This window comes from Thalassotalea sediminis, assembly GCF_030295915.1.
GTDB classification, from domain to species: Bacteria; Pseudomonadota; Gammaproteobacteria; order Enterobacterales; family Alteromonadaceae; genus Thalassotalea_C; species Thalassotalea_C sediminis.
Genome location: NZ_AP027361.1, coordinates 3,155,268 through 3,181,494, shown reverse-complemented (window position 1 = coordinate 3,181,494; position 26,227 = coordinate 3,155,268). Strand labels below are relative to the sequence as shown.

Below are 26,227 nucleotides of genomic sequence, written 5' to 3'. Positions count from 1 at the left end.
TTTCAAGCGTACGTTATTAACGATAAATAAATAAAGCCCGAATGATACATTTATCTCCTATAGACAAGTATAAACAAGATCTCGAAAGAGACGATTTTCAATATGATAAAGCCCAAGAAAACGCGGTAAAACATTTACAACGGTTGTATGAGGATTTACAAAACAAGCCTTTACCTGTTACTGGGTTTAAGAAAGTACTCAATCGTTGGAAGCGGGTCGTTGCTAAATCGTCAAAAGCACGTGCGCAAGGACTTTATTTTTGGGGAGGCGTTGGCCGAGGGAAAACATATCTCGTTGATACTTTTTATGACTGTTTGCCGTTTGAAAATAAGATGCGGATTCATTTTCATCGTTTTATGCATCGAGTTCATGAAGAGCTAGCAACACTTGCAGGACAATCTGATCCATTAAAAGTGGTTGCAAAACGCTTTGCAGAAGAAACCTGTATTATCTGCTTTGATGAGTTTTTTGTTTCTGATATTACCGACGCAATGATTTTAGGCACATTGTTTGAAGAATTATTTGCCCACAATGTTACCCTAGTAGCAACTTCTAACATCGTGCCTGATGAACTTTATCGCAACGGCTTACAGCGCGCGCGGTTTTTACCCGCCATTGCATTAATCAATGAACATTGCGATATTGTCAATGTAGATAGTGGTATTGACTACCGATTACGAACTTTAGAGCAAGCGGAGATCTACCATTATCCGTTAGATGAAAAAGCTTCACAAAACTTACACCGTTATTTTTCTCAGTTATCAGTAGAGGCTGGAAAATCAGCGGCAATTATTGAGGTAAACAACCGTCAGTTAACATCAATTGAAGCGTCAGACGGTGTGGTACATTTTGATTTTTCTGTACTTTGTGAATCAGCGAGAAGTCAAAGCGATTACATGGAATTAAGTAAAGAATATCACTCGGTATTATTAGCGAATGTTAAACAAATGCATGCTGATTGCGATGACGCGGCTAGACGTTTTATCGCATTGGTTGATGAATTTTATGAACGGAAGGTAAAGCTCATTATCTCTGCAGAAGTAGCCATGGAAGATTTGTATAGTCACGGCGGGCTGAGCTTTGAATTTAAACGATGTTTAAGTCGACTTCAGGAAATGCAGTCGCATGATTACTTGGCATCTGAACATTTACCTTAATGGTAAGTAAACGCAATTAAAAATAACAATGAAAGGGGTTACGATGAAACCACTAATTACAGTTGTACTAGGGATGTTATTCGTCTCAAGCGCAGCACTAAGTCAAACTGAACAAATAAGTCATGATGTTAAACAAGATTATAATCAACATCTAGGTGCATTGTGGGAGCATTTTCATCGAAACCCTGAACTTTCGTTAATGGAATTCAAAACCGCTAAGCGTCTTGCGAAGGAGCTCGCTAGCGCTGGCTTTACGGTTCATGAAAAAATTGGTGGTACCGGTATTGTCGCCTTGATGGAAAATGGCGACGGCCCATTAGTTATGATGCGGGCAGATATGGATGGTTTGCCGGTTGTAGAACAATCTGGATTGCCAATGGCATCTACTGTGAAGACTACTGATTGGGACGGTAATGAAGTTGGTGTTATGCATGCATGTGGCCATGATGTACACATAACAAGTTTGGTTGGTACAGCCCGTTATATGTCAAACAACAGAGATGAATGGTCAGGCACATTGATGTTGATTGCTCAACCCGCAGAAGAAAAAGGGCCAGGCGCCAGTGCTATGATGGCTGATAATATTTGGCAGCGTTTTGGACAGCCAGATTACGCTTTTGCGTTTCACGTTTCTTCTGGCGTAGAAGCGGGGAAGATCACTGTCGATGAAGGTTCACCTTACGCAGGAGCTGATACTGTTGATATTATTGTTAAAGGCGTAGGGGCACATGGTGCTTATCCTCATAAAGGTAAAGATCCAATAGTTATTGGTGCGCAAATAGTTACTAACCTTCAAACTATTGTTAGCCGTGAACTTGCTCCAAGAGATGCAGGCGTTATCACTGTTGGTGCTTTTCATGCAGGTACCAAGCACAACATTATTTCAGATCGTGCCCATTTGCAATTGACTGTAAGAAGTTTAAATCCTCGAGTACGTGAGCAGTTACTTACTGCTATAGAGCGTGTAGCTATCGGTACCGCAAGAACGGCAGGTTTACCTGAAGATAAGTTACCTGAAGTCACTGTTAGTGAGTTTGCATTCCCGCCGACCTTTAATGATAAGAAACTTGCTCAACGTGTCAAATCAGTGATCACAACCACAATGGGAAGTGATGCTCTTGTACCGCCGGTAAATCTAGGAATGGGAGCCGAAGATTTCGGTTTTTTTACGACCACACCTTTTATACCTAGTGTTTACTTTACTGTCGGCGGAACGCCTAAGGCAGATTTTGAACGTGCTAAGCAAGGTGGGCCTCAAGTACCTAGTCATCACAGTCCGCTATTTAAGATTGCACCAAAACCTGCTGTAACAAAAGGGGTTGAAGCAACGGTAAATATTTTATTGGATGTACTGAAAAAGTCTTAGTTGAAATAATGACGGAACACGATTATTACTCTGGTGTTCCGTAATCATTGCGGTATTGCTCAGCATCTAAGTGATGTTTATTCAACAGTTTGTAGAATTCTGTTCTATTTCGTTGCGCAATACGCGCTGCTTGAGATACGTTGCCTGCGGTAATTTTTAGTAACTTAGATAAGTAATCGCGTTCAAAATGCTCTCGTGCTTCTTGAAAAGAAGGCAACTGAGAGGTTCTGTCTCTCAAGGCATTGCGAATTAGCGCATCACTGATAAGTGACTCCGTTGCTAGGGCAACACTATGTTCAATCACGTTTTGTAACTGTCTAATATTACCCGGCCAAGGTGCGCTGATCAGTACTTCCATTGCTTCTTTAGTAAAACCATTTATTTCACGTTTTGTACTTGCCTTACTTTTATTTAGAAAATGTGTCGCCAGTAACGGAATATCTTCTCTGCGCTCTGCAAGTGGTGGAAGTGCAAGTTCTACTACATTTAACCGATAATATAAATCTTCGCGAAATTCATTGTTAACGATTGCTTGCTGCAAATTTTGGTGTGTTGCTGCGATAATCCTAACATCGACCTTAACTGAACTTGTGCTGCCTACAGGACGGATTTCTCGTTCTTGTAAAGCACGTAATAACTTAACTTGAAAGTTCATTGGCATATCGCCAACTTCGTCTAAAAATAACGTACCGCCATTAGACGCCTCAAATAAACCAACATGGTTTTGCTCTGCCCCAGTAAAGGCGCCTTTTCTGTGACCAAAAAGCTCAGATTCTAATAGTTGTTCTGGGATTGCCGCACAATTTATTGCTGTAAAGGTATTGTCTTTGCGTTCACTTGCTAGATGAATAGCTTGTGCTAAAAGCTCTTTACCTGTGCCGCTCTCACTATGGATTAAGACACTAAAATCACTTTGTGCAACTTGCTTTGCTTGTTGTAACAGCGATGACATTACTGCACTTCGGCTAATGATATTTTGTCGCCATTGGTTAGACTCGTCGTCTTGTAAGTAGCTGTCTGAGTGAGGCTGTAAATGAATAGCTTGTTTTGCTGTGTCGAGTAATTCTTGACTTTCAAAAGGCTTTGTCAGAAAGCTAAATACGCCTTGTTTCGTTGCGTGAATAGCATCGGGAATGGTGCCATGTGCTGTCATAATAATTACGGGCAAATTTGGTTGTATAGTGCGTATTTTTTCAAACAACGCCATGCCATCCATTCCTTCCATTCGTAGATCGCTAATGACAAGTTGAATCGAGTTACTATCGACAATACTCAGGGCTTTTTTACCATTGTCCGCAGCATGCACATTATAACCCGCAGCACTTAATCGTATGCTTATTAATCGTAATAAACTTGGGTCATCATCAACCACTAAAACATTTAATTTTTCTTTGTTATCAGAAGTGTTGCTCATTGATTTAACTCTTGTGGTTGAATGTCTCGTTCGATACTTTTTAACTGATTTATTTGTGTTGTTAACTTTTTAACCTGTTCGTTAATCTGCACATTTTTATCGGTTATACGCTCTAGCTTTTGATTGGTTAAAACGTTTCGGTTCAACGCAATGATCTGCTGATTTAATTGTTCTGATAAGAGTTCGACAAAGGCGAGATCATCAGCTGAAAAGTAGCTCTTATCAATTTGATTTAAATGTGTCTTTGCCGTATATGGGTTGTGCTGCGGCATGCGAGGTAAAGCAAATAAAAGCGCTAGTTTTACACGTTTGGTATCTGTAAATGCACTGTTTTCTGTTTGCTGATTAATAATGGATAACTCTGCTTTTAACGCTTCAGTTGATAGAGATTTTATCCATAAATAATAGCTTGCAAAAGTTTGTGGTTGCGCACTAAAAGGCGTAATTTTGCAACCACTAAAAAGACTGATAACAATCACCATAAGTATGCATTTACTCATTGACGTTCGCTTATACGTGTTAAGGCTTTTGTTGTGTTGTACCTTGTTCATGTTATTCATTGTCCAATTTATTAAGGGTAATAATCGCAACTAAACCGCTTTGTTTTGACTGATTTTTCAATAAAATACTACCATCTAGTCGTTTTAATAACTCTTTGACAATAGTCAGCCCTAGACCGCTGCTTCTAATTTGTGCATTTTCTGGCGGAGGTCCTTGATAAAAAGCATCAAAGACTTTATTTGATAAGGCTTTGTTTATACCCGGCCCTTGATCTGTAATGGTGCAAATTAATTGCTGAGACTCCACATATGCCTCGATGGCTATTTTACCATTGTTCGGTGAATACTTAATTGCATTTGAAAGTAAGTTATCAATAACAACAGAAAGTTGTTGTTTATTGGTCGTGAGTGATATTTCTTGTAAATTTAGGTCAATCGAAATGGCGTTCGCTTGAAGTTCTAATTTTCGAGCAGTGAGGCATTCTTCAATGATGTTGGCAAGTCGCACAGGTTCAGCTGTCAACAAACTTGTTGAATCTAATACGATATTGAAGTCTAGTAACCCCTCGATTAATGTTTGTAGCCGATTCACATTCGAGCGCATTATTTGCGTTACTTCTTGTTGGCCGTCATTTAACTCGCCTAAGCTATTGTCGTACAGTAATTCTGTTCCTTCTCGAATGGCTGCCAGTGGCGTTTTTAATTCATGTGAAATATGTCGTATAAAACTCGACTTTTGTTGTTCTAATGTATGCAGCCTAAGTCGCATTTTTTCGAGGGCTTTCGCGATATCTTGTACTTCAGTTGCGCCTGAAAAGCGAATTTCATCATCAAACTTGCCTTGTTCTAATCGTTGAATTTTTCGTTGCAGCGATTGTAATGGCTTTAAAATCATTAATGAAAATAGAATGGCGATTACAATGCTAATGGGAATGATAAATACGCTATTTAGCAATACCTTTTGCGTGTTTTTGGCACTTGATTGCACTTGAATAACTTGGCGTTGAATGTGTGCTTCATTCTGCGCACCTAGCTCACTACTTAAGGTGTTCATCGATTTAAAGCTAGTTTGTAAATCGTCTAAGGTTGGCTTTTCAACTGCGGTGATCATAGATAATGTTTGTTGAACTTCTTGTCGTAGTTTTTGACTGATTAAATTGATAGCCGCAGAAGAAGCTTGCTGTTTATGCTGCTCTAATAAAACATCTATTTGTTGCTGCTGATTATAAACACGATCGAGTAACTCTTTTTCTTCTAACACAATATATTGGCTTGCTGAACGCTGTAATAGGTTTAAGGACGTACTGAGTTGACGATCGCTTGCAACCGTCGTTGCAACACGAGCAATACTCGAAGTACTTTGCTCCGCAAGTTGGCGTAACTTTTGGCTACCGTACAATAAGGTTAATACGAGTGGCAGAATAACCAGTGTAAAGCCAAAGATGGTTAAATGTTTTATTGAAAAATTTCGAAGTGCAAAACGCAAAGGAGCTCGCCTAACTTTTATATAAATAATGACTATCGAATCAGTACGTATTTTTACGGTATTTCCTCAGGAATTCAATACTGTCTTCAATTGGCGACAGTCTTTTAATCTTATACGATAATTGTTAAGTTTTTGATTTTATTATTTAAAAAAGAGGTTGCTAGGTCATGGTTACGGTAAGAAATAATTTAGTCTTTTTATACTGTCGCCAATTAGCAACAGTTTTTATGGGGTTTAAGATGTTTTTTTTAAAATAAACCATAAAATACAATTAGTTATAAACTTGGTGCATTGATTGCATTAGATGTTACGAACATTCCCTAACACGTTTTTATTATAATATTTAGAAAGGAAAAATTTATGGAACCAGTTAGTTTAAAAAAAGTATGTGCCGTTGTAGCTTTTTGTACTACAGGAGCATTTTTAGTCAATGCAAACGAAGCACCTAAGCAACCTGAGCTTGAAAAAGTTAAAGAAGCTAAGTCTGCTAAAAAAGTAACGTTCGACCAACTATTGAAAACGAATGACAGCGATAAAAATGGATTATTAAGTCAGAAAGAACTCGAAAATGTTCTAGATACTGGTTTATTGAAAGCTTTCAATGATATTGATAGCAACGCTGATCAAGCAATTAGTGCAGATGAATTCGCAACTTATGTTGGTGCAACTGCTAAAAACTAGGAATTAGGGGCTGTTGATTTTAGGCTTGCTGTTGCTAAGTTAACGTGATTTATCAAAGTTTTGGCATATTTTCTGGTCGCGCCAAACTGTACAGTGAATCAACAATCAGCAGCCCTTATGCTTCCGTTGTTTATGTCGGCTGTCTTCCCAACCCTCAGTCGGCTTTTTTCATTTTGAAATAGGTACTTACATGAAAACAATGCCGAGATATGTACATCACAACAACTGGATATTCGAAATAAAAGCCGTAAGGGCACTACGCGTTGACAATTATGGCGATCCCTATAGTGCTATCGCGTCACTTACACTAAATGGCGATAATGCTTATTTTGATGGATTACTTACCCGAGAAAATGAAGCGTTTACCCGTGATGATTTTAGAACATTTAAAGAGTTTTGTTCACAATTAGGCGTAACTAACGCCAACTTCGATCGATTTAAGCAGTCGTCTATGGTCAATGCGCAAGTCGATATCCCAACATATCAACCACCAGTAAGTAATGTATTAAAGCTAGTAAAATAGCTCGCTGTATATGGTTTTTAAACAAGCTATTTGGCGTTGTAATTATTGGTAATTATCGCGAAATTGAGAGGGGAGCTCACCGAATAGCTGTTTAAACTTTTTACTGAAATAACTGTGATCACTAAAACCTGCTTTTTCTGCAACCTCGGCGATAGGTGTTGTTGTTTCAACGAGTAATTGTCTCGCTTTTTCTAATCGCAAATCATTGATAAATTGCTTTGGTGTTTTCTTTAAATATTTTTTAAACCGCCGCTCTAGTGCACTTACAGATAGATGCGCAACACTAGCGAGTGTTTCTATAGATAATTCTCGATGATAGTTTTCTTTTATGAAATCTACAGGCACTTTTATTGCCTCTAGTCCTGTTAGTACCATCGCTTGTTTTGCCAAGTGCCTTGTAATGCCATAAGAGCCGACAATCGCTCCTGATTTATCATACAAAGGTCTTTTTGTTGTACTATACCAAGCCATATTTCCAGAAAGATTAATGTTCATTTCGAGCCTTTCGGTAACACTTTCACCGGATAGAATTTTTGCATCATCACGAATGAACTGTTTTGCTATATGAGCGGGGGCAAAATGATAGTCTGTTTTCCCAACAACTTGCTCAATCGATTTTACTCGTTGATGTGCAATAAAAGCTTTATTTGCATATATAAATTGATGCTTATCGTTTTTAATCCAAAACAAAATATCGGGTAAAAGATCGAACATCTTTATTAGCTGTAAGGTATCTATTTGCGCAAGCAAGGATCTATCAACACTCATACTGTCAAGTAAGTTAAGTTATTAAAGGTGACGTAGATATTAACATCAGTACGCCGAATATGTTGCATTAAAAACCGATTTATTAATAACACTTTGATGATGTTAAGCCTATATTAAATAGCATTACCTATTTTGTATTTGGATTGATGATGAAGAAACTCCGCATGGGCATGGTTGGCGGCGGTCAAGGTGCCTTTATTGGTGCTGTTCACCGAATGGCTGCATTTTTGGATGGTAATATAGAACTCGTTTGTGGGGCTTTTAGTAGTGATGCTGAGCGAAGTCGTCAATCAGGAGCCGCTTTAAACGTTGATGAACATCGATGTTATGCCAGTTATGAAGACATGTTTAAAAAAGAAGCGTCTCTTCCTGCAGATCAGCGAATGGAGTTTGTGGCAATCGTTACGCCTAACTATTTACATTTTCCTGTTGCTAAAATGGCCATTGAGCAGGGGTTTCACGTGCTTTCAGATAAACCCGCCACTTTCGATTTAAATGAAGCCTTAGCTCTCCAAGCGTTAATTGAGCAGCATAATACTCTTTATGGCTTAACACATACTTACAATGGCTACCCCATGATCAAGCAAGCTAAACACTTAGTTGCAGAGGGAGAACTTGGCAATATTGTTAAAGTGGTTGTTGAGTATAGTCAAGGCTGGTTAGCGTCAAAAGATGATGAAGAAAGTAAACAAGCAAGTTGGCGGTTAGACCCGAAAAAATCTGGAATTAGTTGCTGTATGGGAGATATTGGTGTCCATGCAGCAAATTTAGCTGAATATGTATCAGCATTAACAATTGATGAATTATGTGCTGACCTTACTTCAACGGTTTCAGACAGACTGCTTGATGATGATGGCACCGTTTTATTACGTTTTTCAAATGGTGCCAAAGGCGTATTACTTTCTAGTCAGATTGCGGTTGGTGAGGAAAATAACCTTCGTTTACGCATTTATGGCGACAAGAAAAGTCTCGAGTGGTGGCAGATGGAACCAAATACCTTGTGGTTAAAATCCGCTAACAAGCCTACGCAAATGCTACGTGCTGGTATTGGTGATATGTGTGAACAGGCGCAAAATGCATTGCGCGTCCCAGCAGGACACCCTGAAGGGTATTTGGAGGCTTTTGCAAACGTTTATCAAAATTTTGCTCGACAAATTCACGCGTTTCAACTGGGTGAAGATGCAACGAATGAAACGCATGATGTTCCAGGAATTAAAGAGGCAGTACGAGGTATGGCCTTTATTGAGAATACTGTTAGAGCCAGTCAGTCAGAGACAAAATGGCACAAATTAAGCCTTACATCGGCGGAATAGGAGTTACTATGACACAAATTAAAGGGCCAGCGATTTTTCTCGCACAATTTTGCAATGATGACGCGCCATTCAACAGTTTATCAAGCATTTGCCAATGGGCTGCGAGTTTAGGTTATAAAGCAGTACAGATTCCAACATGGGATAAACGTCTTTTCGACCTAGAAAAAGCATTTCAAAGTCAAGCTTACTGTGACGACATTAAGGCTACAGTTGCCAATGCAGGGTTATCGATAAGCGAGCTGTCTACTCACCTTCAAGGGCAACTTGTTGCGGTTCATCCTGCTTATGATGCGCAGTTTGATGCGTTTGCAATACCAGAAGTTCGTGATGATCCGAAAGCGCGCACTGAATGGGCCATTAAGCAGGTGACGATGGCCGCTAAGGTTAGCCAGAGACTTGGATTAACTGAACACGCTACTTTTTCAGGGGCACTGTTATGGCAAACGGTTTACCCTTGGCCACAAAGGCCTGCGGGGTTAGTTGATGATGGTTTTAAAGAGCTTGCTAAGCGATGGTTACCCATATTAGATGCCTTCGATGAAGCTGGTGTTGATGTGTGTTATGAGTTACATCCAGGCGAAGACTTGCACGACGGGGTAACATTTGAGCGCTTTCTTGCTGAAGTAAACAATCATCCGCGCGCAAATATTCTTTACGATCCAAGTCATTTTGTTTTACAGCAATTGGATTACTTAGCATTTATTGACATTTATCATGATCGTATCAAAGCATTCCATGTCAAAGATGCTGAGTTTAGACCCAATGGCCGTAGTGGTGTATATGGCGGATATCAAGATTGGCAGGAACGCCCAGGCCGTTTTCGTTCGTTAGGTGATGGACAAATAGATTTCGCTCAAATTTTTAGTAAATTGACTCAATACGGTTATCAGGGTTGGGCTGTTCTTGAATGGGAATGTTGCTTAAAACATCCAGAAGACGGTGCTCGTGAAGGTGCGCCATTTATCGAAAAACACCTCATTCGAACACCTGAACACGCATTTGATGATTTCGCTTCTAGTGGTCAGGATGAAACTTTAAATAAAAAAATATTAGGCTTGTAAGGAAAAAGCATGAAAACAATAAATAAAAATACGCTTTTTATCGCCTGTTGCTTAGCATTAACAGTAACAGCGATGACTTTTGCGATTAGAGCGGGGATTTTAACGCAGTTGAGTCAAGATTTTATTTTGACAGATACTGAGCTCGGTTGGATAAACGCCATGGCATTTTTAGGCTTCCCTGTTGCAACGATGTTCGGCGGCTTACTTTACAATTTACTAGGTGCCAAGAAATTGGTGATGATCGCCTTTGTCGGCCATATTGTCGGCCTGTTATTGACTATCTCTGCTGACGGGTTCTGGACATTACTAATTTCGACCTTTTGTATTGGCTTTGCTAATGGCGCAGTAGAAGCGGGCTGTAATCCATTAATTGCGGATATGTACCATAAAAATCAAACGACAATGCTTAATCGTTTCCATGTTTGGTTCCCCGGTGGAATTGTTATTGGTGCGTTAATTTCTAAGTTGTTCACTGATGTTGGTATTGGGTGGCAAATGCAAATTGCCGTCATGCTTATTCCAACCTTAATTTATGGCTTTCTTATGTTTAGACATCAATTTCCAGAAAGCGACAATATTGAAACATCCACAGCAACGAACATTAAAGGGTTATTCTCTCCGTTGTTTCTTTTTATGGCCTTCTGTATGACGCTTACTGCGACAAGTGAGTTGGGTACACAGCAATGGATAGAAAGAATATTAGGCGCGTCTGGTGCTTCTCCAATGCTTATTATGGCGATGATCACAGGGGTGATGGCGGTAGGTCGTTATTTTGCTGGTCCTTTGGTACATCGTTTAAATCCATCTGGGGTGTTATTGGCATCTGCTATTATTACAACAATTGGGATATATGCGATGAGCTTTGCAACAGGTGGCGCGGTATATGTGTGTGCCTTGATATTTGCAATAGGTGTTACTTACTTTTGGCCAACAATGATTGGCTTTGTTGCCGAAAATATACCGCAATCAGGCGCGTTAGGCATGTCTATAATGGGCGGAGCAGGTATGTTTGCCGTAAGTATGTGGAACCCCATTATTGGTCAATGGATTGATGAAGCGAGACAAACTGCGCTTGCAACTAACCCTGATCCTCAGTTAGCTGAGTTAGTTGCTGGTCAAGCCGCACTTTCTAATCTTTCAATTTTTCCAATTATTCTTATCGCTGCATTTGCTGGTTTAACGCTTTATATGCGTAAGAGAAAAACTATCGCTTAATAAGCGATTAACTGGGGGGATATATGAGCAAAAATGTATTAGCTAAAACAGCGAATAAACGACAGTTTTTAAAAGGGTTAACAGCGCTAATGGGGGCAAGTGCCGTTACGCAACTTACCGCAGGTAACGCGTTAGCCGCTGCGTTTGAATATCAACAAAAAGATAAGGCCGCTGAACGACGCCTGTTTAGTCAGGAGCAGTTCGCTACGCTTTACGCTATCTGTGAAACTATTATACCTGAAACAGATACCCCGAGTGCTGCGCAACTTGATGTGCATGGTTTTGTTGATCACCAATTAGTTGTTTGTCATAGCAAAGCGGAACAAACAGCTTCGTTAGCTATTGTTACTAAGATTAATGATATTGCTCAGTTACAGTATAAAAAGCTGTTTGTATCTCTTCCTAAAAAGCAACAAACACTGGTACTTGAAAAACTAGAAGCTGGAGAGTTTGGTTTTTCAATAACAGATCAACAGCAATTTAAAACGTTAAAGTCACTGATCGTTTTTGGTTATCTAACGACTGAGATTGGCGCTACTCAAGTGCTGGCTTACCAAGCCATCCCCGGTGGTTTTAAAGGTTCTGTACCTTATGAATCCATAGGAAAGGCTTATGGTTCATTAGCTTACTATTAAGCCATTGTCGCTTTAGCGGTTTTAAAGAAGAGGTAAACTATGCAGCAAGATTTATACATTCAACAAAGCGAACAAGAATATGATGCCCTTGTAGTCGGTTCAGGTATTAGCGGCGGCTGGGCGGCTAAAGAGTTTTGTGAACGAGGCTTAAAAACACTCATGATTGAGCGCGGTCGTATTGTTGAACATCAAAAAGATTATCCAACCGAAGGAAAGGGCGTTTGGGAGTATCCAAATCGCATGAAGGTGGATAATTTGTTGGTTGAACAACAATATAAAATTCAACAGCAATGCTATGCATTTCACGATGGTACCAAGCATTTTTTTGGCAACGATAGAGATTTACCTTATCAGACAGAAAAAGGAACTAACTTTTCTTGGATCCGTGCAAATCAACTCGGTGGAAAATCATTACTATGGCATCGCCAGTCATATCGATTTAGTGATCATGATTTTAATGCTAACAAGCTAGATGGCCACGGTAATGATTGGCCGATAAGGTATGATGATCTCGCTTCGTGGTATTCACATGTTGAGAAACATGCAGGTATTTCGGGAAATTATGATGGCTTGCCGCAATTGCCTGACAGTGAATTTCTACCGCCTTTTGAATTTAGTTCGCCAGAACTTTTGTTGCAAAAAAAGTTTGCGAAGTTATTTCCAGATCGCCCGATGATTATGGGGCGAACAGCGCATTTAAGCAAATCAACTGAGCTACATTTATCACAAGGGCGTGTACAATGTCAGGCGAGAAATGAATGTCAAAAAGGTTGTTCATTTGGTGCTTATTTTTCGACACAAAGTTCAACGTTACCTGCGGCAGCAAAAACAGGGAATCTGCATATTGCGCCAAATAGTGTCGTTCATAGCCTTATCTATGATGAGAAAACGAATCGTGTAAAAGGCGTCAGAGTAATTGACAATGACGATTTATCTACACGTGAATATTACGCAAAAGTTGTCTTCTTATGTGCGTCTACACTGGGGTCAACGCAAATCATGCTTAACTCAACCTCAAAGAAATTTCCTAATGGTATTGCCAATAGCTCAGGTGTACTTGGTCATTATTTAATGGACCATAATTACAATGCTGGTGCTGTAGGGCGTGTTGAAGGTTTTGAAGATGAAACTGTGTCGGGTAGAAGGCCAACGGGCATTTATATTCCAAACTTCCAATTTGAGCCTAAGCGTTACCGAGAAGGGTATGTTAGAGGGTATGCGCTCGCTGGTGGTGCAGGTAGAGGAGGCTGGAAAGGTAAAGCAAATACCAAAGGTATCGGTGTCAGTTTTAAAGAAAACCTGACTCAAGCTGGAGACTGGTATTTTAACTTGATGGCACAAGGTGAAATGTTGCCACGTTTTGAAAATCACGTGGCATTGCACAAAACCAAAAAAGATAAATGGGGAATTCCTCAATTACATATTGATTGTACATGGTCAGAAAATGAAATATTGATGATGGCTGATGCTGAAAATACCGCTAAAGATATGCTTGAAAAAGCAGGTCTTAAAGACATTCGAAGCTACAACTCTATTGATGGTGCACCACCAGGACTTGCAATTCATGAAGTTGGTACTGCGCGCATGGGACGTGATCCAAAAACATCAGTATTGAATGGTTTTAATCAAACGCATGATATTGCTAACTTGTTTGTTACAGATGGTGCGAGTTTTTGTTCTTCTGCTGTCGTAAATCCTTCATTAACTTTTATGGCGTTAACCGTAAGGGCGGTTGATTTCGCAGTAAAAGAAATGAACGCTAAACGAATTTAAATGATAAGGAATAATAAAATGAAAAATAAGCTTTTAACGTTGCTTTGTGCATGTTTGCCGTTTGTTTCTAATGCTGCATACGCGAATGAAAAACAAAGCGTGCTACCTAAATTAAGTGTACAGCTTTGGTCGGTAAAGGATGATGTTAACGCCTCATTCAAACAAACATTGTCTTCGCTCGCAGAAATGGGATTTCAAGGCGTTGAATTTGCAGGTGCTTTTGGCCCGTTTAAGGATGATCCAAAAGCATTAAAAAACTTTTTATCGTCAAAGGCACTTGAAGCAAGCGGTGCTCATTTAGGTTTCGACCAACTTAATGAAGAAAATTTTGCCAAAACGGTTGAGTTTTACAAGGCTATTGGCGCAACAATGTTAATCGTGCCTTGGGACGAGCGAGCTTGGCATCCAGACGGTGTTAAAGAAGTTGTTAGTTTACTAAATGACCTAGCTATAAAATTAAAACCACACGGAATGCGTATTGGCTTTCATAATCATGATCAAGAGTTTAATAACTTTGAAGGTACAACATATTGGGATTATATCGCCACTAATACCTCATCAGATGTTGTATTACAGCAAGATGTTGGTTGGACAACATACGCTGGTAAAGATCCTGTCGAGTACGTAAAACGTTATCCAGGTAGAACGTTAACGACGCATTATAAAGTGCGCTTACCAGAAGGTACCACGGGTAAATTGCCTATTATTGGTAAAGATACCATTGATTGGTTGGCGCTCACTAAAGCAAATATTGCTGTTGGGGGAACGTTATGGATTGTTGTAGAACAAGAAGAATATCCTAATGGCCTTACACCAATGGAAGCGGTGTTAGCCTCAAAGCATGGTCTAGATAAAATATTAGAAAAACTATAAATGATTATATAAGAGCAAAAAAATGATAATAAAAAAGACCTTACAAAAAGCAACGAGTGTTATAAAACCCTTATTACTATCAAGTGCTTGCCTTATCGTATCAACGGTGGCTAGTGCTCAGGGTAGTAATATGTTAACTGAGCAAGAAAAAGAACAAGGCTGGCAACTGTTATTTGATGGTAAAACGGCAACGCAATGGCGTAATTACCAACAGTCTGCTTTAAGTGAAAAGTGGCAAGTAATTGATGGTGCGCTAACGTTAACGGGTAAAGGTGGTGGCGACATCATTACCAAGTCTAGTTACGAAAATTTTGAATTGAAACTCGATTGGTTAATTTCAGAAGCTGGTAACAGTGGCATTTTTATTCGTGTCGATGAACAAGAAAAATACGTATATTCACGCGCACCCGAAATTCAAATTCTAGATAATGAACGTCATAGTGACAATAAAAACCCAACGCACCTTTCAGGCTCGCTTTACGATATGATTTCATCGCCTGCAAATTCGCATAAAGTGGCAGGTAAATGGAATAAAATTCGTATTCGTTTGGAAAACGGACATCTTCAAGTTTGGCAAAACAACGTAAAAACTGCAGATATTACTATTGGCAGTAAACGTTGGCAGTCGTTAGTTGCCAAAAGTAAATTTGCAACATGGCAAGGGTTTGGTCAACAAACAAAAGGCTTCATAGGTTTGCAGGACCACGGTGATGTTGTTGCTTTTAAAAATATAAAAATTAAAGAGCTGTAGCGATGAACGAAAATAAATATCCGGTAATAGTTGTTGGTTCTGGTGCTGGCGGCGCGATGGCTGCTTATGTATTAACCAAGGCTGGCCATAAAGTATTGATGTTAGAAGCAGGTCGAGACTACGATCCCAAGACTGAAACACCCATGTTTAAAACTAATGGTGAAGCACCGCTTATGGGGTCTGGTAATGTCGACAAAGATTTTGGTTTTTATGACGCGACTGTTGATGGTGGCTGGAGTGTGCCTGGTGAACCCTATACAACAGGCGAAGATTCAGAGTTTTTGTGGTGGCGTGCACGTATGCTTGGTGGACGAACCAATCACTGGGGGCGATATTCGTTGCGTTTTAGTGAGCATGACTTTAAGGGGAAATCGCGCGATGGTTTAGGTGCAGATTGGCCGTTTGAATATCATGAACTTGCTCCTTGGTATGATAAAACGGAATCGCTCGTTGGTGTATGTGGAACCAATACAGGCCTTGATGATATGCCAGATTCATCAGAAGGGGTATTACAGCCACCACCGAAACCACGTGTTCCTGAATTGTTAGTGGCGGCTGCAGCGAAAAAACTAGGCATTCCAACAGCACCAATGCATAGAGCTGTATTAACGCGGGCTAAAGATGATCGCCAAGCATGTTTTTATGCAACCCCTTGTGGACATGGCTGCTCTATTGGTGCGGCCTTTCAAACGACAACTTCACTAATTCCCATGGCAAAAGCCACTGGAAACCTTAAAGTCGTAACCGATGCCATGGTTAAAAATGTAACGGTAGATGATCAAGGTAAAGTGACAGGTGTTACTTATATTGATAAAAACTCTCACGAAGAAGTAAGCTTGCAAGCTAAGGTTGTTATTTTAGCAGCGAGTGCCTGTGAATCAGCGCGTATAATGATGAACTCTAAAAGTAAACATCATCCGAAGGGGCTTGCAAACTCAAGTGGTCAGCTCGGACGTAATATAATGGATTCAACGGGCACTGGGCTTGGTGCATTTATTCCATCGTTAGCAGGGCGACCTAAGTATAACGAAGATGGGCATACAGCAAATCATCTGTTTATTCCATGGTGGGGACATAAAGCACATGCTAATAACGAACTAGATTTTCCACGAGGCTATCATTTTGAGATCAGTAGTGGTTTTAAACAGCCAGGCTCAGGCGTAAGTTCTGGACTGCAAGGTTATGGTTCTTCATTAAAACAGCAAGTTAAAGATAAATATGGTGCTTTTGTTTATTTAAGTCTGCGTGGTGAAATGCTACCTAATGAGCATTGTTATATGGAAATTGATGAAGACGTTAAAGACAAATGGGGGATCCCCGTTGCGAAGTTTCATTGGAAATGGTCTAAACATGAATTAAACCAAGTAGAACATGGCTTAAAAACGGCAAAAGAAATATTAGAAACGATGGGGGCGACTATAAACCACCCTCTCCCGTCTGCTGAAAAAGCGATTCTAAAAGGTGGGCAAATTATTCATGAAGTTGGTTCTACTCGCATGGGGGCATCACCAAAAGATTCGGTAACAAATCAGTGGGGACAAACTTGGGATTGTGACAATCTATTTGTTATGGACGCTGGTGTATTTGCTTCAAATCCACATAAAAATTGTACGTTAACAATTATGACATTAGCGATGAGAAATGCCTCATGGTTATCTGAACAAATGAAAAAGGGAGCGCTATAATATGACGGAGAAATATGAAGTTAAGTTATCGCGCCGCGAATCGTTAAAATGGCTAGGCGCGCTTTCAGCGAGCAGTCTGATACCTGCCGGCGTTGCGTTTGCTGTTGAGACAGAACTCACCAAGGGTATTGGACATTGGCCAACGTTAAAATTGTCACCAATTACTGCCAAAGGATACGGCAAAGATCCAAACTTAATTATTCCACCTAAATCACCTTGGCCAAAAACACTGACTCAGTCACAGTTAAATTTAGTGGCGACATTGTCCGATATTCTCGTTCCACGCGAAGGAGAAGTACCATCTGGAAGTGAAGTGGGCGTGCCTGATGTTGTAGATGAATGGGTAAGTGCTCCATACAGCAGACAACAGCGAGATAGAACAACTATCCTATCTACATTGCTGTGGATTGGTGATGAAGCCAAGTTGAGGTTTGGTAAAACCTTTAATGAGTTATCTTCTGCAGAGCAGTTAATGATTATTGATGATATCGCCTATGACAAAAATGTTAAAAACGAAGAATTTGCACAAATTATTCCTGCTTTTTCTCGTTTTAGATCATTAGTATTGGCTGCATTCTTTTCTAGTCCTGCCGGAATGAAAGATATTGGTTATATAGGCAATGTGCCTATTATGGGAGACTACCCTGGGCCAACAAAAGAAGCGATGGTTCACCTTGAACAAGTCGTTAAAAAATTAGGTTTAACGTTGTAAATGCAAGCCTTGGTTAGGTAATATTATCGCTAACCAAGGCTATTTATAGCCTTTTGATAATGCATGAAGCAACCTATGTTTGGATGTTTATTCTATTAGAAAGTCTATATCTCGTTCTCTCTCTCCTTTATTCAAATTTACTCATAGCCACCTAGAATGCTGAGTTCTGGTGTTGTCATACTGACTGTGGTAGAGTAGCCGCAATTTTTATGGTGCCTTAAATTTTTACCGACAAAATGTGTAAAAACACCAAGGCTTAAAAGGGAATGTGGTGTAATTCCACAACTGTTCCCGCAACTGTAATTAGGGCTGAGTTTTAAAACCACTGGTGTTAACACTGGGAAGGTAAATCTTGGGACATCCCTAAAAGTCAGGAGACCTGCCATGAAAAGATATTTACTAACTGTGCGGGTAACATAGTTAAGTTATTATCAAGCATCGCTATTAATAACCTGACCTCCGCACGCATACTCATAGGTAATGGTGTTTTGTTACATTTAAGTGCGGAAAATCTCGTTTGGTCTGTTGATGAAAAATTGATACTTAAAGGTATTAATTTCGCAGTGAATGCTGGCGAAACTGTTGGCATCCTCGGACCTAATGGTGCAGGTAAAACATCTTTTTTAAAATGCCTTTATCGAGAGTATTTTCCTCAATCAGGTTCTATTTCTCTTATAGACACACCGCTTGAAGACTTCAGTCGACGCGAAATTGCACAAAAGATATCGGTGGTAAGTCAACACCGAGAGTCTGTATTCAATTTGACCGTATTTGACGTGGTTAAAATGGGTCTTATTCCACACAAGAATTATTTTGATTTGAGTACTCAGGCTGATCTAACAACCTTACGTCAAGCAATAGAGCGTGTGGATTTAATTGATAAGCAACATCAGGCTTTCAATACGTTATCTGGCGGTGAGCAACAACGATGTTTAATTGCACGTGCGATTGTTCAACGGCCCGAAATTCTGATTATGGATGAGCCAACAAACCATCTCGATATTTTTTATCAGCATCAAATTTTATCTATCGTTAAAGATTTGGGGTTAACCCTAGTGATGACCATACACGATCTAAATCTGGCTGCCTTGTACTGCGAGCGTATTATGCTTATGTCTCATGGCGAAGTGATAGCATTTGATGTGCCTGAAAAGGTGTTGCAGGCTGAACTGTTAACACAGGTTTTTCAAATGGAATGTTTGGTTGATAACAACCCCATTACCGGGAAATTACGGGTAACCTTTGGTGGGCATTGCTAATGAATACGCGTATACCTTTTATGCCTGGTATCTTGGTGCTATCTATTATTGTACTGCTATCACTGTTATTTTCTATGGGGTTTGGTACAACAGAAATTGGTTTTTCTCAGGTTTGGCAATGTGTAAGTGCGCAATGCCAACAGCCAATCTATCAAACTATTTTACTTGAAATTAGACTACCTAGAGTTTTAATGGGCTTATTAGCTGGATTTGCCTTAGCAGCTGCCGGGGCATTAATGCAGAATGTTACTCGAAATCCCTTAGCTGATCCTTACCTTTTTGGTATTGTCGCAGGCGCTGGACTCGGCGCTACAATCTCAAGTTTGTTACCTGAGCACTTTCAGACATTTTCTTTACCGCTAGCGGCATTTTTAGGTGCACTTAGCGCTGTTTTTATTGTAATGACTATTTTAATGAACAATAACTGGCGTCGCGTTGAGCACTTATTATTGGCTGGCGTCGCTGTTTCTTTTTTGTTAAGTGCCATTACTAGCTTTATTTTGTACTTCGGTGAGGCATTTGCCACGAATCGCGTTATTTTTTGGATGATGGGATCATTAGCAAGGTCGAATTACGATGCGTTATTTCTAATCGCACCGGTTGTCGTTATATGTACTTTGATTGCCATTATTTTTTCAAGGCAACTCGATGCGTTATTACTTAGCGATGAAGGCGCGAGAACACTGGGCGTCAACGTTGCGTTTATTCGTATGCTATCACTGTGTATTTGTGCTGCGATGACCGCTGTTATCGTTGCATATTGTGGAGGTATTGGGTTTGTAGGGTTGATGATCCCTCATATTGTTCGGCCCTTCTTTGGATTAACAACGGCAAAGTTGATGGTTTGTGCTGGCTTAGTGGGAGGGGTCTTCTTGATTTGGGTCGATGTTGTCGCGCGCACTATCTTGTCAGGCCAAGAGTTACCGATCGGTGTTATCACTTCTGTTATTGGTAGTGTGTTTTTTCTATTTCTTATGAGAAGGATGTAAGAATGTTTGAGGTGTCTCCGGTTTCACAACAATATTCGTCAGATATACAGGCTAAAATAGACCAAAAAACAAAACCGCTTGGTGCATTAGGCGCGATTGAAAAGCTCGCGGCTAAATTAGCGAATATACAGGCCCAACGTAATGGTCAGTGGCAACAACTAGACAAATTAACGCCGAGAGTTATTGTTTTTGCAGGAGACCATGGCATTGCTGCAAAAGGCGTTAGTATTGCACCAAGCGATGTTACTTTTCAAATGGTGGTTAACTTTCTTAACGGAGGTGCTGCGATAAACTGCTTTTGTCGGTGTCATAATATTGATTTTCAAGTGGTAGATACCGGCATGTGCACACCGCTACCCGCTGAGTTACAAGCTCAACACCATAATTTTATTGAATCAAGAGTGGGTGCAGGGACGCATGACCTTAGTGAACAGTCTGCAATGACGTTAGCGCAAGTAGATGCTTGTGTTGCTGCTGGTGAAAAAATCTCATTACAAGCTATTGAGCAAGGTTGCAACCTGTTCATGTTTGGTGAAATGGGCATTGCTAATACCAGTGCTGCGTCTGCGATCACTGCTGCTGTGCTTGGTTTATCTGCACAAGAATCAGTAGGGTTAGGCACTGGCATTACGCAAGCGCAATTAAACCTGAAAAAGCAGTTGATCCAACGTGGGCTTGATCGCCTTTCATTGAACGAGAAAAAGCATCAAGCCTATACTCAGCTTGCAGAATTAGGTGGCTTCGAAATTGCCCATATTGTAGGTGCAATGCTAGCGAGTTCAAAGCAAGGAGTGCCAATTTTAGTCGATGGCTTTATTGTAAGTGCGGCTGCACTATTGGCAGAAAAACTTGCGCCTAATATTCGAGATTACCTTATTTTTGCGCACCAGTCAGATGAATTTGCACATCAAAGAATACTGGCTAATTTCAACGCGCATCCACTATTAAAGCTAGATTTACGTTTAGGTGAGGGAACTGGCGCAGCTTTAGCATATCCGTTACTACAAGCAGCAATGAGTTTTTATAATGACATGGCTAGCTTTGAAAGTGCTGGGGTGACGGTGTAATGTCTTTAGCTTTCGTGACTAGACAATGGCGCATGTTTCGAATGGCTTGCCAGTTTTTTACACGAATACCTGTTGGTAATATAAGCCACTTTCAAGCATCAGAACTGAATAAAGCGACACGCTACTTTTCGCTTGTTGGCTTGTTAGTCGGCACTATTTTATTCGCTTTTTATCTCATGTTTTCACTGTTTTTACCCGTTAATGTCGCCATAGTATTAATAATGATTGTTGGCACATTGCTTACTGGCGCCTTTCACGAAGACGGTCTTGCCGACATGGCTGATGGTATGGGAGGTGGTTTTACCGTTGAAGCTAAACTCGCCATTATGAAAGATAGCCGATTAGGTACGTATGGCGCTATCACTTTGTTTTTAGCACTGATGCTGAAATTCACTTTATTAACGCAAATTGCAGATACCGCTTTTATGGCATTTGCATTGCTGTTTGCTCATGGTTTTTCAAGGGGCATTGCTGCTAGCCTAATAATAAGTACACCTTATGTATCAGAGGAAAAAGGCAGTAAAAGTAAGCCGCTAGCACAACAGCAAGGTCTGCTAGATTGCTTGATAGTGCTTGTAGTCGGAGTTCTTCCTTTAATCTTACTTCCTGAAACTTTAGCGAATCTCGGATTTATAATGACCATGTTTGGTGTTTTGTGGTTATTTAGAGTCTTGTTTCGACAGTGGTTGACGTTGAGACTTGGTGGTTTCACTGGTGATTGTCTTGGCGCTTGCCAACAAATAGCAGAGCTGTTCATTTATCTGATTATTGTTGCATTTACCATGGGAGGTAATACGTGATCCATTTAGTGTTAGGTGGCGCGCGAAGTGGTAAATCATCTTTTGCTGAACGCCGTACGTGTGAATATGCTGGCAACAGTAGCCCTTATTACTTAGCGACCGCTCAGGCTTACGATAATGAAATGCAAGCGCGTATTGCTAAACATCAAAAAGATAGGGCACAACATTATTGGTTGTTAATTGAATGTCCTCTTGATATTGAACAAGCGCTATTGGAGCTTCCTAATCATAGTACGGTATTGATTGATTGTTTAACGCTTTGGATAAATAACGTATTAATGAGCCTAGATAGCCTCGACGCAAATTATGAAAATAAATCGCAGCAAATTACTGCACGTATTGCTGATTTATTGCATGTGCTCAGTGAACACAGTAAGCGTTTAACGATTGTTGTCGTTGCTAACGAAGTTGGCTTAGGGGTTGTACCTTTGGGTGAACAAACAAGGTTATTTGTTGATCATGCCGGTTGGCTTAACCAGAAATTAGCTAAAGTAGCAGAGCAAGTTACTCTGGTAACAGCGGGGTTACCCTTGACACTAAAAGGCAGTGAACATGGCTAATATATTTTTAATGCGACACGGTAAAGTACAAGGTGAAGCTGCGTTATATGGCCATACAGACGTTGGTGTAGATGAACAAGAAAACAAACAGTTGGCAGCATTAGTAGGTTATTTCTTTAACTTGCAGGAGCGTATACCTGTTGCTGTTCTTAGTTCGCCGCTAAGACGTTGTAGCACGCTAGCAGATCAAGTGTCGACTGAACTTTCGTTACCCAAACCTATGCTGCTACCGACTTTAAAAGAAATGAATTTTGGACGTTATGATGGCGTAAATTTTGATGAGCTTTATCAACAGGTAGATCCTTGGTGTCAATTGGAAAGGTTTTGGCAAGATCCTGTGCAACATCCATTACCGGATGCAGAATTACTAACTGGATTCGTATATCGAGTGAATCAAGCTTGGCAGACGCTGTTAAAGCAGCTTGAAGAGAGCCAAGGTGATTTATTCGTTGTCTGCCATGGTGGCGTTATTCGCATGATACTCGCGTTAATTCTAAACATTAATGTACGCAATCCCAACTGGTATACACAATTATCAATTGGTTATGGTAGCTTGACTAAAATAGATGTTTTAGCCCAACAAACGCGCGTTAAATATATTAGCCGACCGTTAAGTACAGTAAATGACCGTGTAACGAAACCAAGTTCAGATGTCGATTTGGAGTTAGGCTAATGGTGTCAAAAACAATTATGGTGCAAGGGACAACAAGCGACGCTGGTAAAACCACATTAGTCGCTGCATTGTGTCGAATATATGCACGAAGAGGCTTAAACGTTGCACCCTTTAAACCTCAAAATATGGCATTGAACAGCGCCGTTACGCCAGATGGTGGTGAAATTGGCCGAGCACAAGCAGTACAAGCCCAAGCTGCCAACGTCCCTTTGTCAGTAGATTTTAACCCAATTTTGTTAAAACCTCAGTCTGATAAGCGTGCACAAGTGATAATCCATGGCAAAGTTTTTAATAGTATGGACGCTGACCAATATCATGATTATAAAAAAATAGCGCATCGAGCTGTAATGACTTCACACCATCGTTTAGAGCAAGATTTTTCACGCGTTGTTGTTGAAGGTGCAGGGAGCCCTGCAGAAATAAATTTACGCGAAGGTGATATTGCAAATATGGGTTTTGCGGAAGCTGCTGATTGCCCCGTTATTCTTATTGCTGATATTGATAAAGGAGGTGTATTTGCGCACTTAGTCGGTACATTAGCGTTGCTGAGTGAAACCGAGCAACAGCGAGTTATTGGCTTTGTCATAAATCGCTTTCGTGGCGATATTAAGCTATTAGAACCGGGGTTAACTTGGCTTGAAAACTATACGAACAAGCCTGTATTAGGTGTGTTGCCTTACATTCATGGTTTGCATATTGCCGCTGAAGATGCCGTTAATAATGTGCAAGATACTGAGAATGTGAAACTAAAAGTTATTGTGCCGGTAACACCAAGAATGAGCAATCACAATGATTTTGACGCATTAAGAATACATCCTGAAATCGACTTAACCTTTATTTATGCTTCGGAATGTACACAAACAAATTTGCCTGACGCTGATCTTATTATACTCGCTGGCAGTAAAAATACGCGTGATGATTTAGCTTTTATAAAAGCACAAGGCTGGGATCAACAAATACTTAAGCATTTGCGTTACGGAGGTAAATTGTTTGGTATTTGTGGCGGCTTTCAAATGCTCGGACACTCTGTGCAAGACCCTCTTGGATTAGAGGGAGAAGCAGGCACTTCTGAAGGACTTAAACTCTTACCAATTACAACACAATTACAACCCAGTAAAACATTGGTTAATCGAGCGGCAAGTCTGCATTTAATCGAGGAGAGTAGTGATATTACGGGCTACGAAATTCATATAGGTACAACCACTTTTCTAGCCGATATACAACCTTTGATGACTATTAACGGTGAGCCACATGGGGCAATTAGTGATGACAAAAACATTGCCGGCGGATATTTACATGGTATTTGGGATTGTAAAAATGCTATTGCACAATTATCGAAGTGGTGCAATACGACATTACAAGAAGCGACGTCACTAGAAATAATACAAGAACAGGCAATTGAGCGACTAGCTGATACCTGCGAACAGCACTTAGCATTAGATAAGATAGAAGACGCATTAACACATTGGAGAGAACAATGAATGAACAAGAAAAGCAAGCAAAGCATAAAGCCCGTCAACAAAAACTAAAAGAGAAAGTTGACCAGCGAATTGCTGCTGCACAAGAAGATAAAGGGTTGCTGTTAGTTATAACGGGTAATGGTAAAGGTAAATCAACCTCTGGGTTTGGCATGATAACCCGAAGTGTTGGTCATGGCCTCACTGCTGCTGTTTGCCAGTTTATAAAGGGCACATGGGACTGTGGTGAACGAAACTTATTAGAAAAATCTGGCGTTCCTTTTTATGTGATGAAAACGGGTTTTACGTGGGAAACACAAAATAAAGAAGCTGATATGGCGGCGGCAGAAATTGTCTGGCAGGAAGCCAAAAGGTTGTTAAGTGATCCGAGTATAAACACCATCTTACTTGATGAGTTGACCTATATGTTGAGTTATCGTTATCTCGATATTGATGAAGTGCTAGATGCGATTGCGAATAGACCAGCGGGGCAACACGTTATTGTTACAGGACGTGCAGCACACAGACGCCTAGTGGAGATGGCAGATACTGTTTCGGAAGTGCAATCTTTGAAACATGCGTTTGAAGCAGGCATTAAAGTACAAAAAGGTATTGATTGGTAATGAATATGAACACTATGTTGTTATCACTTTTTGTAGGGATTTCTGTACTTGTTAGTGTTAACGCCGCACACGCCGAAGAGTCAATAGATAAACCGGCTAAACGAATTATTGCCTTAGCGCCACATATCGTTGAAAACCTTTTTCAAATAGGTGCGGGGGATCTTATTATTGGTACGACTGATCATGCCGATTTTCCTTTAAAAGCAAAAAATATTCCACGTGTTGGTAACTATGCAACACTTAGTATTGAGAAAATACTCGCTGCTAACCCTGATCTTATTATTGCATGGAAATCAGGTAACCCAGCGGATGATCTGGCGAGATTAGCAACATTTGGTATTCCTATTGTTTACTCTAACCCTACTACCTTGGAAGATGTAGCAAAAGAATTAAGAGATTTAGGGCAATGGACAGGGCTATCACGTAGCGCAAACCAGCAAGCAGATAAATATTTGGCACAATTAGCGACGCTAAAAGAAACCTATCAAAATGCTACGCCAATATCATTGTTTTATGAGTTATGGCCTAGACCACTGACGACAATTGCAAAAAACGCGTGGTTACAACAGCAAATACAAGTGTGTGGTGCAACAAACCCTTTTAAAGAAAGTAAAACAGATTACCCTCAAATTAATATTGAACAGGTGATTATTAAAGCACCGCAAATCATTATACAGCCATCATCACATGGTAATCAGTCGCCCGATAAAATTAACTGGCAACAATGGCCGGATATGCCAGCAGTGAAAAATAATGCGTTTATACATCCTAACGCCGATATGCTTTATCGCATGACCTCAAGGTCGCTAGACGAGTTATCGTCACTTTGTGAACTCATTGATAAGCAGCGAAAGTAATATCACTACGACTGACATTTCGGTCGTAG

The 26,227-nt window shown here is 40.3% G+C and carries 26 protein-coding genes and 1 riboswitch; of the genes, 22 read left to right on the top strand and 4 right to left on the bottom strand.

What is annotated here, in order from left to right:
• The first annotated feature begins 41 nt into the window (after positions 1–41).
• Positions 42–1,157 carry a cell division protein ZapE gene (zapE, locus tag QUE09_RS14530; RefSeq protein ID WP_286233558.1) on the top strand — a complete coding sequence of 372 codons (1,116 nt, stop codon included), beginning with the start codon at positions 42–44 and terminating at the stop codon, positions 1,155–1,157.
• 43 nt (positions 1,158–1,200) lie between these two features.
• Positions 1,201–2,523, top strand: coding sequence for an amidohydrolase (locus QUE09_RS14525; RefSeq protein WP_286233556.1), 1,323 nt, complete (start codon positions 1,201–1,203; stop codon positions 2,521–2,523).
• 25 nt (positions 2,524–2,548) lie between these two features.
• On the opposite strand, the gene QUE09_RS14520 is transcribed toward QUE09_RS14525, so the two are convergent.
• The 3 genes from QUE09_RS14520 to QUE09_RS14510 are packed head-to-tail and all read right to left on the bottom strand — an operon-like array spanning position 2,549 to position 5,923.
• Positions 2,549–3,937 (bottom strand): sigma 54-interacting transcriptional regulator, encoded by a 1,389-nt coding sequence (locus QUE09_RS14520; RefSeq protein ID WP_286233555.1) that lies wholly within the window; start codon positions 3,935–3,937, stop codon positions 2,549–2,551.
• Positions 3,934–4,437 (bottom strand): hypothetical protein, encoded by a 504-nt coding sequence (locus QUE09_RS14515; RefSeq protein WP_286233554.1) that lies wholly within the window; start codon positions 4,435–4,437, stop codon positions 3,934–3,936. Before QUE09_RS14515 ends, QUE09_RS14520 begins: the two co-directional genes overlap by 4 nt.
• 52 nt (positions 4,438–4,489) lie before the next feature.
• Positions 4,490–5,923 (bottom strand): HAMP domain-containing sensor histidine kinase, encoded by a 1,434-nt coding sequence (locus QUE09_RS14510; RefSeq protein WP_286233553.1) that lies wholly within the window; start codon positions 5,921–5,923, stop codon positions 4,490–4,492.
• 360 nt (positions 5,924–6,283) lie between these two features.
• Here QUE09_RS14510 and QUE09_RS14505 point away from each other — a divergent pair, with 360 nt between their 5' ends.
• Both QUE09_RS14505 and QUE09_RS14500 read left to right on the top strand, forming a co-directional pair.
• Positions 6,284–6,604 (top strand): EF-hand domain-containing protein, encoded by a 321-nt coding sequence (locus QUE09_RS14505; RefSeq protein ID WP_286233552.1) that lies wholly within the window; start codon positions 6,284–6,286, stop codon positions 6,602–6,604.
• A 190-nt stretch (positions 6,605–6,794) separates the two neighbouring features.
• The gene (locus tag QUE09_RS14500) at positions 6,795–7,127 is read left to right on the top strand and encodes a hypothetical protein (protein ID WP_286233551.1); all 333 of its coding nucleotides are present in this window, start codon (positions 6,795–6,797) and stop codon (positions 7,125–7,127) included.
• A gap of 42 nt (positions 7,128–7,169) precedes the next feature.
• Here the strand turns inward: QUE09_RS14500 and QUE09_RS14495 are convergent, their stop codons facing one another.
• Entirely contained in the window at positions 7,170–7,895 is a 726-nt protein-coding gene (locus QUE09_RS14495) for a helix-turn-helix domain-containing protein (protein WP_286233550.1), read from the bottom strand.
• A gap of 149 nt (positions 7,896–8,044) precedes the next feature.
• On the opposite strand from QUE09_RS14495, the gene QUE09_RS14490 reads away from it, so the two are divergent.
• The 18 genes from QUE09_RS14490 to QUE09_RS14405 all read left to right on the top strand — a co-directional run bounded on the left by QUE09_RS14490 (position 8,045) and on the right by QUE09_RS14405 (position 26,198).
• Complete coding sequence (locus tag QUE09_RS14490) at positions 8,045–9,208, top strand: Gfo/Idh/MocA family protein (RefSeq protein ID WP_286235945.1); 1,164 nt, start codon at positions 8,045–8,047, stop codon at positions 9,206–9,208.
• A gap of 8 nt (positions 9,209–9,216) precedes the next feature.
• Positions 9,217–10,269: a sugar phosphate isomerase/epimerase family protein gene (locus QUE09_RS14485; protein ID WP_286233549.1), complete on the top strand. Its 1,053-nt coding sequence runs from the start codon at positions 9,217–9,219 to the stop codon at positions 10,267–10,269.
• A 9-nt stretch (positions 10,270–10,278) separates the two neighbouring features.
• The gene (locus tag QUE09_RS14480; protein ID WP_286233548.1) at positions 10,279–11,484 is read left to right on the top strand and encodes an MFS transporter; all 1,206 of its coding nucleotides are present in this window, start codon (positions 10,279–10,281) and stop codon (positions 11,482–11,484) included.
• A 23-nt stretch (positions 11,485–11,507) separates the two neighbouring features.
• Positions 11,508–12,119 carry a gluconate 2-dehydrogenase subunit 3 family protein gene (locus QUE09_RS14475; RefSeq protein ID WP_286233547.1) on the top strand — a complete coding sequence of 204 codons (612 nt, stop codon included), beginning with the start codon at positions 11,508–11,510 and terminating at the stop codon, positions 12,117–12,119.
• Positions 12,120–12,158: 39 nt separating this feature from the next.
• A complete protein-coding gene (locus tag QUE09_RS14470; RefSeq protein WP_286233546.1) occupies positions 12,159–13,892 on the top strand; it encodes a GMC oxidoreductase in 1,734 nt (577 codons plus the stop codon).
• 18 nt (positions 13,893–13,910) lie between these two features.
• Positions 13,911–14,765, top strand: a complete 855-nt coding sequence (locus QUE09_RS14465; protein ID WP_286233545.1) for a sugar phosphate isomerase/epimerase family protein — start codon at positions 13,911–13,913, stop codon at positions 14,763–14,765.
• Between the two features lie 22 nt (positions 14,766–14,787).
• The gene (locus QUE09_RS14460) at positions 14,788–15,516 is read left to right on the top strand and encodes a 3-keto-disaccharide hydrolase (protein ID WP_286233543.1); all 729 of its coding nucleotides are present in this window, start codon (positions 14,788–14,790) and stop codon (positions 15,514–15,516) included.
• A 2-nt stretch (positions 15,517–15,518) separates the two neighbouring features.
• Positions 15,519–17,201: a GMC family oxidoreductase gene (locus tag QUE09_RS14455; protein WP_286233542.1), complete on the top strand. Its 1,683-nt coding sequence runs from the start codon at positions 15,519–15,521 to the stop codon at positions 17,199–17,201.
• Between the two features lies 1 nt (position 17,202).
• The gene (locus QUE09_RS14450; protein WP_286233540.1) at positions 17,203–17,913 is read left to right on the top strand and encodes a gluconate 2-dehydrogenase subunit 3 family protein; all 711 of its coding nucleotides are present in this window, start codon (positions 17,203–17,205) and stop codon (positions 17,911–17,913) included.
• 193 nt (positions 17,914–18,106) lie between these two features.
• Positions 18,107–18,314, top strand: a riboswitch (cobalamin riboswitch).
• Positions 18,315–18,401: 87 nt separating this feature from the next.
• A complete protein-coding gene (locus QUE09_RS14445) occupies positions 18,402–19,172 on the top strand; it encodes an ABC transporter ATP-binding protein (RefSeq protein WP_286233539.1) in 771 nt (256 codons plus the stop codon).
• A complete protein-coding gene (locus QUE09_RS14440; RefSeq protein WP_286233538.1) occupies positions 19,172–20,161 on the top strand; it encodes a FecCD family ABC transporter permease in 990 nt (329 codons plus the stop codon). The genes QUE09_RS14445 and QUE09_RS14440 overlap by 1 nt, the downstream gene beginning before the upstream one ends.
• A gap of 2 nt (positions 20,162–20,163) precedes the next feature.
• Positions 20,164–21,228 carry a nicotinate-nucleotide--dimethylbenzimidazole phosphoribosyltransferase gene (cobT, locus tag QUE09_RS14435; RefSeq protein WP_286233537.1) on the top strand — a complete coding sequence of 355 codons (1,065 nt, stop codon included), beginning with the start codon at positions 20,164–20,166 and terminating at the stop codon, positions 21,226–21,228.
• Positions 21,228–22,028 (top strand): adenosylcobinamide-GDP ribazoletransferase, encoded by an 801-nt coding sequence (locus tag QUE09_RS14430; RefSeq protein ID WP_286233536.1) that lies wholly within the window; start codon positions 21,228–21,230, stop codon positions 22,026–22,028. Before cobT ends, QUE09_RS14430 begins: the two co-directional genes overlap by 1 nt.
• Positions 22,025–22,588, top strand: coding sequence for a bifunctional adenosylcobinamide kinase/adenosylcobinamide-phosphate guanylyltransferase (cobU, locus tag QUE09_RS14425; RefSeq protein ID WP_286233535.1), 564 nt, complete (start codon positions 22,025–22,027; stop codon positions 22,586–22,588). Before QUE09_RS14430 ends, cobU begins: the two co-directional genes overlap by 4 nt.
• Entirely contained in the window at positions 22,581–23,261 is a 681-nt protein-coding gene (locus QUE09_RS14420; protein WP_286233534.1) for a histidine phosphatase family protein, read from the top strand. The genes cobU and QUE09_RS14420 overlap by 8 nt, the downstream gene beginning before the upstream one ends.
• Positions 23,261–24,742: a cobyric acid synthase gene (locus tag QUE09_RS14415; protein ID WP_286233533.1), complete on the top strand. Its 1,482-nt coding sequence runs from the start codon at positions 23,261–23,263 to the stop codon at positions 24,740–24,742. The genes QUE09_RS14420 and QUE09_RS14415 overlap by 1 nt, the downstream gene beginning before the upstream one ends.
• Complete coding sequence (gene cobO, locus QUE09_RS14410) at positions 24,739–25,341, top strand: cob(I)yrinic acid a,c-diamide adenosyltransferase (protein ID WP_286233532.1); 603 nt, start codon at positions 24,739–24,741, stop codon at positions 25,339–25,341. Before QUE09_RS14415 ends, cobO begins: the two co-directional genes overlap by 4 nt.
• The gene (locus QUE09_RS14405) at positions 25,341–26,198 is read left to right on the top strand and encodes a cobalamin-binding protein (RefSeq protein ID WP_286233530.1); all 858 of its coding nucleotides are present in this window, start codon (positions 25,341–25,343) and stop codon (positions 26,196–26,198) included. Before cobO ends, QUE09_RS14405 begins: the two co-directional genes overlap by 1 nt.
• Positions 26,199–26,227 lie beyond the last annotated feature (29 nt).